Raw genomic sequence first — 12,985 nt, forward strand, 5'->3', positions numbered from 1 at the left:
CCCTCCAAAATTATATTGTGCATTTTTCTGCACAGTTTAAATCGCAAGTTAACTGTGTTGTTTAATGCACAGTATATAGCAGGCTGGATTTCTTTGTCAATCACTTTCTGAAAAGTTCACTGAGCGATGTCCGCAATCGTCCGGGATTCCAGTATTTTCAGGGTACTGTCCTCAATCTCGGATAAAATGCCGACAAAGGATTCCTTGATTTCCTCGGCAAAACAATGTCCGGAAGCCGCATCCAGCATACTGTCGCTGATGGAGCTGTGGACTTGAAGAATCGAGTAAACTTCAGCCAGTGTAATGTCGCAGGCATTCTTCTTCAGCCGGTATCCGCCGTCTCTTCCTTCACGCGACTCAATCATATCGGCTTGCGCAAGTGTTTTCAGCACGCGTCGAATCAAAGTTGATTCCGAGTGCAAATACGAGGCGATATCGCCGCTCGAGCATTTACCGGAGTGACGTTCAAGCGTAACCAGCGCTTGTACAGCCAGACTGAAGGTTTTATAAGTGGACGGGCAGGCCATTGTCGATTTTTTGGAGGCCGCTTCTTTATGGATGCTCATGTTCCTACCCCCTTTTTCAAGTTTAGATTTTCCTTAAATAGGCATTCTGCAGCTTTAGCTGTCGTTCCCAACAAGCTTTTCATTATTGTAACGTAAACCTGACACTCCATCAAGCGCAACAAAGGACCATCGTCTAATGGCCCTCATCTTCAACCAGTGCTTGAGACTCATACAAATTCGCCTCTCGGTAATTCACATCCATTCTCAGATGGCTCGCCAATGACCTGTCAATATCGCCCTGTTCGAACATGCTTTGAATCTCGTTACGCTCGGATTGAATGGCTTTAAGTTCCAGTTCCCGGCGTTCACTGCTAAGCTTCTGCTTTCTTCGACTCCACACACGATCATTCTGAAGAAAATGCTCCATTGCACGATAGTCTGCAATAACGGCTTGCAGGATTTCCTGCCTCTGTGCCGGTTTCACCGTTTGGATCTCATGTATTGCAGCACGAATCGCCTCCAGCTTTAGTGCCTTATACATATCCCAATCCGGATGGTCCGGAGACATGCGCGTTTCATGGGACTCGTTTTTTTTCAGCAAGTTCTTCAAGTTCCGCCATAAATTCCTCATAAGCAGCTTGAACTTATATCGGCTGGTAAGCAGCATCTCGACTTTGTTCAGCGAGGATAGGAACAGCTCCGCGACCCTTGCGGATGCTTTATGTTCCTTAAGCCACGTTTCCGCAACGTTCCGTTCCGCTGCGAGTCCGATTTTTCTTACTGCGATGGTGGCTTTCCAGAACTCCCGCATGTCGCTCTTATCCGTTATTTGTGATTGCTGAAGCCGCTTCGTATACGCATAGATAAGCTGAACTGCCTCTTCCTTATTTTCATCCGTCATTTCTTCACGCACGGTACGTATACCCGCTTGCAGCATATGAAACCGTGCTTCTTTCTCGCGATTGATCACCGCGGACGAATCCACATGTTTCTCCCGTGTCAAAAGCGGAAGCAGAACACTCGCGATCACCAGCGTTAACAAAATCACGCCCGCACAGATGAATAACATTAAGCTTCGTTCTGGGAAAGGACGATTGTCCGAGAGGGTGAGCGGGATAGAGAAAGCCGCAGCCAGCGTCAATGCTCCCCGTACGCCCGATAGTGCAGTCAACAGGGAAGATTTATACTGACGGTTCGTAGATGCCCAGACCCATGCGAAACGCAGCAATATCAATACAGCCGTTATAAGAAAAATATAGCCGAGAACTTGTCCATTGTTATAGGCAGGGTCACTCCATATTTGATTAACGACTCCTGGGATTTCATGCCCGAGCAGAATGAACACCAGCCCATTTAGCGTGAAGAGAATGACCGACCAGGTGCTGTCCGATACCACTCTGAGCTTTATGGACGCCGATCGCATGCGATCCCTCTCAACCGCATGGGTGACACCCGCCGCAACGACAGCCAGAATCCCGGATAGATGAAATTCCTCGGCGATAAGGTAGATGATGAATGGCGTCAGAATGATGATCAGCATATGAAGCGTGACGTCCTCCATACCGAGACGGCGAAGCAGCATTCGGAACCAGATCACAAGAAATCCTAGAAGTGCGCCGATCACGATGCCTCCAACCGCAATGACAAAAAAACTGCCGATGGCATTCGTTAACGAAAAATAACCCGTTACGGTAGCTGCAATCGCAAAATTAAATGCAACGAGACCGGATGCATCATTCATCAGCGCTTCGCCTTCAAGCAAATGCATGATTTTTCCCGGCAGCTTCACCCTGCCTGACAGGGAGCCCACCGCAACCGCATCGGTAGGCGAGAGTATCGCCGCCAGCGCAAATGCAGCCGATAACGGTATGGTCGGAATAAGCCAATGAATGAAAGGGCCCGCGATCAGTACCGTTGCAAATACAAGACCTAGCGCCAGCAGCAGGATACTGGACCTGAGCTTCCATAACTCTTCGCGCGGGGTAAGCTTCCCGTCATTGAACAAGAGCGGTGCGATAAACAGAACCATGAACAATTCCGGGTTCAGCGGAACGTGATGGAACCCGCGAATATAGGCGGCCCCGATCCCAAGCGCAATCTGAATCAACGGGACAGGTATGAACGGCAGAAATCGATTAATAATGTTTGAAATACCGACAAGGACCAGAAACATAAGTACCATAAGAAATATTTCCACAACCCTGCTCCCTCCTCGAAGAATTATCGTAACATTAGGATATCCATCAATAGACTGGTATAGGTTGTGTAGAATATTAAAGGTTTATTTATGAGTTGGAGAAGTTTCAACCTTTATACCACCGCAAAAAAACAAGGCTTCCTAAAGGAGGTATCCTTTAGAAAGCCCTTGCGCTTGCTCTTGCTTATTAATAAGCAGTCCAGCCTGCATCGGCTGTTACAACAGTACCATTGACGAAGCTAGCTTCATCTGAAGCCAGGAACAGTACGACTTTCGCGATCTCTTCCGGTTCGCCTGCCCGCGGGTTCAGGTTGATACCAGCCATCGCTCTTTCCATGCCGAACGAATTCGGCGCGTTGAGGGTGGTGCTGATATTCGTGATGACACCTCCTGGAGCAACCGCATTACAGCGGATTCCCTGCGTTGCATATTGGAAACCGACATTCTTCGTTAATCCGACAACGGCATGCTTAGCGGCCGTATATGCTGCACCCGCTCTGGACCCCATTAGACCTCCAGCAGATGCAATGTTGACAATGACTCCGCTTTTCTTCTCCAGGAAGATTGGCAATGATTTACGAATGGTCCTCATCGGTCCCGTCGTGTTGATGGAAAATACGCGATCCCATAACTCATCCGTTAGATCGGCAGCCGGTACGAAGTTGTCCATAATGCCAGCGTTGTTGATCAGAATATCAAGCGTTCCATATTCATTAACAGTAGCATCTACCAGCTGCTGAACATCTTCTTCCTTGGCCACATTCGCTACCAATGCCAGGGCCGTGCCGCCTTTTGCCGTAATTCCGTCAACAACGGCTTGCGCTGCCTCAAGACGCAGGTCAGACACGACAACCTTTGCGCCTTCGGCAGCAAACAGTTCCGCTGTCGCTTTTCCCATACCGGAAGCAGCACCCGTAACTATCGCAACTTTACCAGCTAATCTCATGTTCCATACCCCCATTATTGGTTTGATATCATTTCGAAATTCAGTGACAACATTCAACAACTGTACAATACATGACATATGTCTATTCTAGTATAATTGTAGTATGATTTAGGTCACAATCATTAAAAAACGTGGAAATGTACGATACCGAACAAAAAACATAAATTTGTTTATATTTTAATAATTAAATTCGTTATATTTGTAACCGAAAGGACTCGAATCTATGCAAATGAGCAATAAAAGGACCGACCGTCGCATCGTCCGCAGCCAAGAGGCTTTAAAGCAAGCACTTCTATCACTCCTCTCGCAGAAGAGCTTCTCCAGCATTTCCATTACGGAAATCGTAGAGTTAGCGAATTACAATCGAGGAACCTTCTATACCCACTACGACAATAAAGAGTCTCTTCTGGATGATATCCTAACCCCTTTGATGGAGGAACTGATTGCTTCCTTCAGGGCTCCCTACGGGGAAGTCGACGTATTTCATATCGATGAGCTGCCTGCTAATGCGGTAAAAATATTTGATCATATTCATCAAAATGCAGACGTATATACAGCCTTATTCAAAAGCGATGTTCTGCCGCTGGTCCGGGATAAAATGTTCTCGGCATTAAAGCAAATCGCCATGGAGGATCTGGACTATCCCGGTGAAGAGCTCAACCATGAACTTCTCATTATCTACAACATGCACGCCTTAATCGGCCTGGTATTCCACTGGATCGAGAACAATTTCCACTATTCCGTCCCTTATATGAGGGATCAGCTGGTTCTCATGATCAACTGGAGGCCGAGAAGCGTTAGAACACAAGTCAAGCGCACGGATCCTACATGAAATCAGAGCTGATAACATAGAAAAAAGCACAAAAAACCATCAACCCGATCAAATAGCAAATCGAACGGATAATGGTTTTGGTTGTTGAGATAAGCCAAAGACCGCCTCCAAAGGTAGTTCTGAACTACCCATGGATGCGGCCTTTTCATTAATACCGATCAGTTATATCTATACTCTAGAGAAAATAGCGTCGAGTGTACTTTCGACGATTCGATCGGCTAACTCCCGATTCATCGTAGCGGAGTTCATCACCCGCAGTCCGTAATAGCTGCTTAAGAATAAACTAGCCAGCTGCTTCGCAGAGCGTTCACCTCGTATCTCCCCCGAATGAATCGCCTCTTCCATCACGCGGACCAAGTCTTCCTCGAGATCATAAATATATTGCCCGAATATCCGTTCAACCATCGGGTCCCGCCCAGCTCGTTCCATACTAATATTAACCGCCATGCAGCCGCGATGATTCGGATCCGAAAAATCCATGCCGATCGCCCATTCAAACAAGGCGTGCAGCCTTTCCTTAACCGGGACGGACCGACCCAGAATCTCTCTGGATATCTCCAGGCCTTCATCATTGTAACGCTGGAGCACCTGCTCGAATAACTCATTCTTGCTGCCAAACGCATTGTACAGGCTCCCTTTACCAAGCCCTGTCTTCTCGCACAGCTCTTGCGTGGAACTCGCTTCATAACCCTTGGACCAGAATACGTCCATGGCTGCATCAATGACAGCTTCTTTCTTGAACTCACGCGGTCTACCGTTCGTGGTCATTCCCCTCATCCCTTTTAAACATGATCTTTGTTATCTAAAAGTATAGGGTTTATGTACCACTCAGTCAAATATTATGATTCTCCCATAAAAAGTCTTCGAACGGTTTCATACGCCAGCTTCGGACGCCGATATTCATCCACGATGCCTTTGCTGTTCCGCGTGCATGAACGATTCAGCAGCCAACCAAGCCCTTCCGTCACGCGGCAATCGCTAAATTGCCATATGAACATCCCGGAAATGTATTCGCGCTCCATGTATGCCTTCAGATTGCTCGCGATAATATCGGCCTGACGCTCCTCGGAGCCTTTCTCCCGATTCGGACTGCGGAATCCGTAGAACCCGTCCCCTCCGAATTCACTCATAATCATCGGTTTACCTTCTCCGCCGAGCGCATCTGCCCAGCTTCTGGCCAGATCCGCCAGTTCCCCAGGATTCTCGTCGGTATACCAGCCTGGATAGAGATTGAATGACACGATCTCCGCCAAATCAAAACATTTCTCCTGATCACGGTGATGGGAAGCGAAGGACCGGGGCCTACTTGGATCAAGCTCCCGAATAATGGTTAGCTGCTTCGCGTAGTGAGCTCTCCCCTCCTCCGTATTACTGGCGCATTCATTCAGAATGGCCCATATCAGGATGGACGGATGGTTAAAATGCTGCTGCACCATTTCACGAGTCACCTGCTCGCTCTGCCAACCGAAATTCGGGTGCAGCATCTGCTCCAGACTCAAACCGCGGGCGTGATTTTCTTCCCACACCGCAATCCCTCGTTCATCGCATAGATCGAGAAATCGCTCATCGTTCGGATAATGGCTCGTCCGAACGGAATTACAACCAAGCTCTATTATGAGGTCCACATCTTTTACCATGAGGGGCAGCGGAAGTGCGGAACCGGCCATGGGATGGTCCTCATGCCGGTTAACGCCTTTGAGCACGAGATTCTGGCCGTTCAATTGGATTTTTCCGTGATGCGTTGTTATCTCGCGAAAGCCTATCCGGTCCAGCCAATCATCGCAATCCGTACCATCAACGGCAAGGACCGCTCGCAGCACATACAAATTCGGGTCGTCCAGCGACCATTCCAACACACCTGGATACGATACGGTGGCTATTCGTTCGACCCGCTCCCCTGGCTTCACTTCAAAGCTTCCAAGCACCCCCTCCACCTCAGCCAGCGAACCGCGGAGTGATCCTTTCTTCACAAGGCTTCCAAGGTTTCGGATCACTACCTTCCAAGAACCGTGCCAAACCCCGCCCTGTTTATATGGAGTGAACATGACGTGTTCAATGTATAAATCGCTTATCTCCTCCAGGGCAACCGGCCGAATAATGCCGCCGTACGTATAGTAATCGTTAGGAACATGAAGGGCCGATTCCTCGTTAAAGGAATTATCCACATACACCAGCAGTTCATGTTCACCGGCTTGAACTTCCGGGATGACCATGTCAAAGGCGGTATATGCGTTATAATGACGGACTGCCAATTCCCCGTTGAAATAAACATGTGCCGTGTGGCTGACCCCTTTGAATTCGATTCGCAAATTGGTTTTTCGAGACAGCGAGATGATCTTGCGGTATACCCCAACTCCCCTATAGTTTCCGAAGCGTGGGTGCATCTCCCAGCAACCGGGAACAGGCAGCTTGTCAGTGTAACTGGCTGGTCGCTCCCCTATGCCGGCTACTGGAGCAAACTCCCACATTCCCTCCAGTTCCTTGCACTTTCGAATATGGTGGGTATCAAATAATCGCAGCATTTCTTCTCCTCCTATCCATCATGCGGCTTTGAGGATCCCCTCAAAAATCCGATAAGTAAACACTAGATTATTGATGCAGCGTACTCCATAGAAAAGCCGATACAAAACATGTAAAAATCGCTCCTTGCATCCCTGGCGATTATTGCGATCCTGAGTTATTCTTTTCATATATCACCTATCAGGATGGAGGCTGGACTGCCGTGTATGATGCTCGAGATTTGGTTGTGCGGATCAACTGGACCTTCCGAAAGACAACCTCTTCCGATTGGTCTGATATCCGTAATAATACGTCAGTGCACAGTTTCTACTGGATCCATGAAGGCAGCGGAATCTTCTATGCGGATCAAGCATATCCGGTAAGTCAAGGCATGCTGTTTTATATGGAACCAGGCTTGCAGATGCGTATGAAAAACGCTCCGGAAGCCCCTCTTACCATAAGCATGGTGCTATTTGAATGCTGCTGTCTTCAACATTCCCGGTCTGAATGGCAGCTCCCTCAAAGCGTTCAGCGGCTTGATATCCCATTTATGGCCCATTATCTAGGCGAGCAAGCCATCGGGATGGACCATGGTTTCAGCGAGTTGACAAGGGCTTGGGTTCCCGGGAATACGGATAGTGAATTGGAAAGCAGCGCCCTGCTTCTAAGGATGATCGCCAAATTACATCAGGAGAACAAGCCGTCTCTAATAGAGCCCGCATATGAGGCATATCACAGGATAAAATCAGACATCGAAGACCATTACGCCGATCCGCTTCATATTGGATCCTTAGCAAAGAAACATGCCATTTCAGAGTCATATTTGCGAAAGCTGTTTATGAAGCATCTGCATGTTTCTCCCAAGGACTACCTGACCGACATCCGTATGCGGCATGCAGAGCGTTACTTGGCATACACGTCGTATACATTGAGGGTTATCGCCAACGCATGCGGATATCATGATGAATTTCATTTCAGTAAAGCATTTCATAAGTACAAAGGGATGGCTCCCGCAGCGTTTCGAAAAAGCTCAAAACATGCGAATCATTCTACCCTGTAACTGTTGCTGATTGGTGTATCGGCGTATACTCTCGAATCTAAGAAAACCTTATGTAAGCGAAATAAAATTGTATACCAAAAAACGGACTTTAGAGACGTTATTCAACACTAGCAGCAAATCAACTGCCATTGCCCATAATACGACTCTGTCGTCCGTTTTAACTGGAACATGATTCTTGGTGTAACCGATTGTCTCTAGAAAATTTTATCCCGGCGGCGGGGCCGTGGATCGGCGGATGACCAGCTCTGGGGGGAGCACAATCCGCTGTGGAGGTTCTCCCTGGCTGGACAGATTCCTGACTACAAGGTCTACCGCCAGGCGGCCCATCTGTTCCATCGGCTGGGCAATAACGGTGAGCGGCGGATCGGTTACCCGGGCGAGAATCGTATCGTCAAAGCTGACGACCGAACAGTCCTCCGGAACGCGCAGCCCGAGCTCGCGGATCGCCTGAAGGGCGCCGATCGCCAGCAGGTCGTTGCAGCAAAACAGCGCCGTGGGCGGTTCCTCCAGCTCCAGAATAGCTTTGGCTCGGCGGTATCCGTCCTCGATCTTATGGTCACAGGCCGCCATATAGTCGGGAGACGGCTCCAAACCGAGCAAGGCGGCAGCCTCGACAAAACCCCTTACCCGCTCATTGCTGCTCGTCACCCGTTCATGCTCGGCGAGTACCGCCAGCCTGCGGTGACCGAGACGAAGCAGATGCTCAGCAGCCAGACGGCCCCCTTCCAAGTCATGAACCCGAACGCTGCTTGCGCCAAGTGCCGGATTGTCGCGAGCGATAAGCGCTATAGCCAGCGAATGCTCCTGAAGCGGCTTAAGCAGCTCGCCATGGGATACGCCCGTACCGATAATAACGCCGTCCACCTGCTTTTGTCTCAGCAGGCTGACATAGCGCTTTACCTTCTCTTCCTGGTTGTCCGTGCTGCAGATGATCACGCTGTATCCAAGCTGATGCCCGTGATCCTCGACCGATCGTGCAATCTCGGCAAAAAAGGGGTTCGAGATGTCAGGGACGAGCAATCCCAGGGTATAGGTTTTTTTGCCGGCGAGGGCTGAGGCAATCGCATTCGGCCGATAATTCAGGCGCTGCATGATATCGAGAATCTCCTCACGCCGTTCGCGACTGATCTTGCCCTTGCCGTTCATGACGTGAGAGACGGTGGCAATGGAGACGCCGGCTTCGCGCGCAACGTCATAAATAGTCGCTCTTATCATCCCTTGAACTCCATTTGTTTAATTTTGGCATTTCAATTTATTATGAGCTTTCATCTCGTTTAGCGCAAGACCGTTTAGTCGTTATTACTGCCTGCAGACATGCACACCTTAGGATCCTGGTCCATAACACGTCCCATGATTTCCAGCTTTATCTCATAAGCCAATCATGATCCGGATCATTGCGGAATTTCCATATTCGCTTCGGCCCCGCCATGACGTTCAGATAGTACACATCATATCCGGGAGGCGCGGATACCGGATGGTAGCCCTCAGGCACCATAACGGCCTCGCCGTCTTTGACCGCCATTGTTTCGTCCAGCGAACGGTCATCGGTGTAGACCCGCTGAACGGCAAAACCGCATTCCGGCTGAACCCGGAAGTAGTAGGTTTCCTCCAGCAGCGATTCCTCCGGCAGCTCGTCGCGGTCATGCTTGTGCGGCGGGTAGCTGGACCAGTTGCCCCCGTCCGTAAACACCTCGACCACCAATAGACTGTCCGCAGGCTTTTGCTCCGGCAAAATATGATGCACCAGACGCGACATGCTCCCGCTCCCGCGGTTCTCCACGCCGACCTCTTCCGGCGCGATGAGACGGGCCTGATGAGTGCCTTGCCCCGGGGCAAGGCATACCGCCAGCTCCATTTCAGTTAGTGCTGTGACCTGGAACTGTTTCTGGGAGGGCACATAAACCGTATAGGGAGGCGTCTTTTCAAACACGCTCATGCGTTTGCCAATGTTGTGCCAGCTCTCTCCCCCGGCCTTCACGTCGGCTCGCCCGGTTAACAGAACAAGAGCCGCTTCCTGATCTCCCGTGACTCGTCTCAGCGTCTGTCCTTCCCGTAAACGGAATACTTCAAAGCCCACATATGTCCAGCCTGCGCTTTGCGGCGTTATGGATAGCACGCGCCCGTCCAGGTCCGGCGTCGTTATGGGTACAATTAAGTTCGGCATGGTATTCCTCCTTTTTGTTTCTGTCTCCGCAAATGATGAAGCTCCAACAGATAGCTCTCCCGTTTGAGTAAAATATTCCAGCGCTTGGGCGACAGCTTCTCATATATCGATTTCAAGCAGATACCGGAGGCTAGCGAACACAAACGATGATGTCTACTTGTTCAGCCAGCTTAGCCATCCTCTCGACATCCCGCTGCCAAATACAGCCCCTCCGGGTTTCGGGTTTAGCCTGCCGATATGCCGGCGGTGAGCTCGGCCAGCTTCACCGGGCGGCCCTGCTGGAGCGATCGCTTGGCTGCCAGGGCGATCAGCTCTGCCTGAAGGGCGTCATGGCCGCTGACTGGCACCGCGGTACCGTTATGCAAGCTATCGATAAATTGCCGCGTCTCGTTCATGTACGCTTCCTTGTACCGCTCCAGGAAGAAATACAGTGGTTTGTCGCGGGTAACGCCATCCGGACCGCTGACAACGGCGGTACTGGGATAGTCGTTGTCAGCGGAGACGCAGCCGCCGGAGCCGAACACCTCGATCCGCTGATCATAACCGTAGACGGCCTTGCGGCTGTTGTCGATGACGCCGAGCGCTCCGTTTTCAAACCGCAGCGTTGTAAGGGCGGTGTCGATGTCGCCCAGCTCTCCGATGGCAGGGTCCACGAGTACCGCTCCTTGGGCATACACTTCGACCACCTCGCTGCCCGATAAAAAACGGGCGATGTCGAAATCATGAATAGCCATATCCATAAACAGTCCGCCGGACACTTTAATGTAATCCGGATGCGGCGGGCTCGGATCACGCGAGGTAATCTTGATCAGATGCGTATCCCCGATTCTCCCTGCGGACACAATCTCCCGAACCCGGCTGAAGTTATGGTCAAACCGGCGGTTAAAGCCGATCTGCAGACTTACGCCTGCCGCTTCCACGGCCGCCAGCGCTTCACGGGTCTGATCCACGCTCATGCTGACCGGTTTTTCGCAGAAAATATGCTTGCCGTTCGCCGCGGCCTGCTTGATCAGCGGAACATGCGTATCCGTCGAAGAGCAGATCAGCACGGCATCGATATCCGGATGTTCCATGATATCGTTACTATTAGTCGTAACCATAGGAATGCCGCATTCCGCGGCCCAGGCCCTTAACTCGTCGCCGGCGAACAAATCGCCGATGGCCGCAATTTTCGCACCAGGCATGCGAAGCAGATGATCCGCATGGATTTTGCCGATTCGTCCGGCACCGATAATGCCGATATTAATGGTTTTCATATGAACGTCTCCTCTGCTTAAAGGCTACCAGCGCGCTGTTACCATTTTTTTGCGAGTATAGAACTCCACGCCGTCCGTTCCATTCGCATGCAGATCCCCGTAGAAAGAATTTTTCCAGCCAGAGAACGGAAAGAACGCCATCGGCGCTGGAACGCCGAGGTTGACGCCAAGCATGCCGGCATCGATATGCTCACGGAACTGGCGCACGTCGCTGCCATTCTGCGTGAACAGGCAGGCCCCGTTCGCAAAGTCCGAGCGGTTGGAAATTTCAATCGCTTCCTCCAGCGATTCCGCACGCATGACAGACAGCACGGGGGCAAAAATTTCGTCCTTCCAAATCCTCATCTCGCTGGTCACCTCATCAAAAATCGTCGGTCCGACAAAATATCCGTCCCCCCTCACGGCCTCATCGCTCCGTCCGTCGCGCACCAGCTTGGCGCCTTCTTGCTCGCCCGCCTCAATATAAGAGATCGTACGCTCCTTGTGAGCTCGCCTGATAACCGGCCCGAGGAAGACGCCTTCGTCCGCTCCGTTGCCGATGGTAATCTCATCGGCCGCCTGCTTCAGCTTCTCCAGCAGCGGCTCCGCCACGTCGCCTACGGCCACGACAACGGAGCAGGCCATGCAGCGCTCGCCGGCAGAACCGAAGGCCGCGCTGATGATCTGGGTCACGGCCCCATCCAAGTCGGCAGTCGGCATCACGATGCTGTGATTCTTCGCTCCGGCCAAGGCCTGCACACGCTTGCCGTGGGAAGAAGCGGTTTTGTACACATACTCTGCCACCGGCTGGGAGCCGACGAAGGACACAGCGGCAATGCCGGGATGTTCCAAGATGCCGTTGACTACATCATGAGCGCCGTGGACGATATTCAGAACGCCGTCCGGCAGACCGGCATCGGCGAACAGCTCCGCCAAACGCTGAGCCAAGAGCGGCGTGCGCTCCGACGGCTTCAGCACGAACGCATTGCCGCAAGCGATGGCGAGCGGGAACATCCAGCACGGCACCATCATCGGGAAGTTGAACGGCGTGATCCCCGCCACAACGCCGATCGGATACCGGTACATGCCGGACTCCAGGTTGGTGGCGATGTCGGGAAGCTGCTTGCCCATCATCAGCGTAGGCGCACCGGCCGCAAACTCCACGCATTCGATGCCGCGCTGCACCTCGCCGTAGGCTTCGGCATAGCTTTTGCCGTTCTCCGCCGTAATCAGGCGTGCCAGCTCCTCCCAGTGCTCCACGAGCAGCTGTTGATATTTGAACAAAATGCGAGCGCGGCGAGGAACAGCTGTCTTGGCCCAGGCACGTCCCGCTTTGGCGGCCGCCTGCACAGCCTGTTCCACCTCCTCTTTGGTGGATAGAGGAACGTAAGCAAGGATCTCTTCCGTCGCCGGATTGTATACGGGATCGGTGGATTCGGATCGGGATGGAACGAATTGTCCGCCGATATAATTGCTCAGGGTTTGCGTCATGGCTGGTTGGCCCCTTTCGATTGGATCAGTAAATTAGAACAGAACGAAACATCAG

General features: G+C 51.4%; 11 protein-coding genes. 2 read left to right on the top strand and 9 right to left on the bottom strand.

What is annotated here, in order from left to right; genetic code table 11:
• Window positions 1–116: 116 nt before the first annotated feature.
• From MKX98_RS19360 to MKX98_RS19370, 3 genes are all read right to left on the bottom strand, one after another.
• Window positions 117–566: an Rrf2 family transcriptional regulator gene (locus tag MKX98_RS19360; protein WP_194543194.1), complete on the bottom strand. Its 450-nt coding sequence runs from the start codon at window positions 564–566 to the stop codon at window positions 117–119.
• A gap of 133 nt (window positions 567–699) precedes the next feature.
• The gene (locus tag MKX98_RS19365; RefSeq protein ID WP_339217939.1) at window positions 700–2,703 is read right to left on the bottom strand and encodes a Na+/H+ antiporter; all 2,004 of its coding nucleotides are present in this window, start codon (window positions 2,701–2,703) and stop codon (window positions 700–702) included.
• Between the two features lie 187 nt (window positions 2,704–2,890).
• Entirely contained in the window at window positions 2,891–3,649 is a 759-nt protein-coding gene (locus MKX98_RS19370) for an SDR family oxidoreductase (protein WP_194543196.1), read from the bottom strand.
• A 229-nt stretch (window positions 3,650–3,878) separates the two neighbouring features.
• On the opposite strand from MKX98_RS19370, the gene MKX98_RS19375 reads away from it, so the two are divergent.
• Window positions 3,879–4,481, top strand: a complete 603-nt coding sequence (locus tag MKX98_RS19375) for a TetR/AcrR family transcriptional regulator (RefSeq protein WP_339217941.1) — start codon at window positions 3,879–3,881, stop codon at window positions 4,479–4,481.
• Window positions 4,482–4,649: 168 nt separating this feature from the next.
• On the opposite strand, the gene MKX98_RS19380 is transcribed toward MKX98_RS19375, so the two are convergent.
• Window positions 4,650–5,249 carry a TetR/AcrR family transcriptional regulator gene (locus tag MKX98_RS19380; protein ID WP_339217943.1) on the bottom strand — a complete coding sequence of 200 codons (600 nt, stop codon included), beginning with the start codon at window positions 5,247–5,249 and terminating at the stop codon, window positions 4,650–4,652.
• Between the two features lie 71 nt (window positions 5,250–5,320).
• Window positions 5,321–7,003: a glycoside hydrolase family 2 TIM barrel-domain containing protein gene (locus tag MKX98_RS19385; RefSeq protein WP_339217945.1), complete on the bottom strand. Its 1,683-nt coding sequence runs from the start codon at window positions 7,001–7,003 to the stop codon at window positions 5,321–5,323.
• Between the two features lie 200 nt (window positions 7,004–7,203).
• On the opposite strand from MKX98_RS19385, the gene MKX98_RS19390 reads away from it, so the two are divergent.
• Entirely contained in the window at window positions 7,204–8,040 is an 837-nt protein-coding gene (locus tag MKX98_RS19390) for an AraC family transcriptional regulator (RefSeq protein ID WP_339217947.1), read from the top strand.
• A 204-nt stretch (window positions 8,041–8,244) separates the two neighbouring features.
• Here MKX98_RS19390 and MKX98_RS19395 read toward each other — a convergent pair whose 3' ends face one another.
• From MKX98_RS19395 to MKX98_RS19410, 4 genes are all read right to left on the bottom strand, one after another.
• The gene (locus MKX98_RS19395) at window positions 8,245–9,255 is read right to left on the bottom strand and encodes a LacI family DNA-binding transcriptional regulator (RefSeq protein WP_339217949.1); all 1,011 of its coding nucleotides are present in this window, start codon (window positions 9,253–9,255) and stop codon (window positions 8,245–8,247) included.
• A 148-nt stretch (window positions 9,256–9,403) separates the two neighbouring features.
• Entirely contained in the window at window positions 9,404–10,204 is an 801-nt protein-coding gene (gene iolB, locus MKX98_RS19400) for a 5-deoxy-glucuronate isomerase (protein ID WP_339217951.1), read from the bottom strand.
• Between the two features lie 224 nt (window positions 10,205–10,428).
• On the bottom strand, window positions 10,429–11,460 hold the full coding sequence (gene iolG / locus MKX98_RS19405) for an inositol 2-dehydrogenase (protein ID WP_339217953.1): 1,032 nt from the start codon (window positions 11,458–11,460) through the stop codon (window positions 10,429–10,431).
• Between the two features lie 24 nt (window positions 11,461–11,484).
• Window positions 11,485–12,930, bottom strand: coding sequence for a CoA-acylating methylmalonate-semialdehyde dehydrogenase (locus tag MKX98_RS19410; RefSeq protein WP_339217955.1), 1,446 nt, complete (start codon window positions 12,928–12,930; stop codon window positions 11,485–11,487).
• Between the last annotated feature and the right edge of the window lie 55 nt (window positions 12,931–12,985).

Origin of the sequence: Paenibacillus sp. FSL W7-1332, assembly GCF_037969785.1 — a bacterium.
Lineage (GTDB): Bacteria > Bacillota > Bacilli > Paenibacillales > Paenibacillaceae > Paenibacillus_AQ.

Bases quoted from the DNA above. Each gene is read 5' to 3' on its own strand.
- MKX98_RS19360 (WP_194543194.1), bottom strand. From the start codon at position 566: ATGAGCATCCATAAAGAAGCGGCCTCCAAAAAATCGACAATGGCCTGC.
- MKX98_RS19370 (WP_194543196.1), bottom strand. From the start codon at position 3,649: ATGAGATTAGCTGGTAAAGTTGCGATAGTTACGGGTGCTGCTTCCGGT.
- MKX98_RS19375 (WP_339217941.1), top strand. From the start codon at position 3,879: ATGAGCAATAAAAGGACCGACCGTCGCATCGTCCGCAGCCAAGAGGCT.
- MKX98_RS19380 (WP_339217943.1), bottom strand. From the start codon at position 5,249: ATGACCACGAACGGTAGACCGCGTGAGTTCAAGAAAGAAGCTGTCATT.
- MKX98_RS19385 (WP_339217945.1), bottom strand. From the start codon at position 7,003: ATGCTGCGATTATTTGATACCCACCATATTCGAAAGTGCAAGGAACTG.
- MKX98_RS19395 (WP_339217949.1), bottom strand. From the start codon at position 9,255: ATGATAAGAGCGACTATTTATGACGTTGCGCGCGAAGCCGGCGTCTCC.
- iolB (WP_339217951.1), bottom strand. From the start codon at position 10,204: ATGCCGAACTTAATTGTACCCATAACGACGCCGGACCTGGACGGGCGC.
- iolG (WP_339217953.1), bottom strand. From the start codon at position 11,460: ATGAAAACCATTAATATCGGCATTATCGGTGCCGGACGAATCGGCAAA.
- MKX98_RS19410 (WP_339217955.1), bottom strand. From the start codon at position 12,930: ATGACGCAAACCCTGAGCAATTATATCGGCGGACAATTCGTTCCATCC.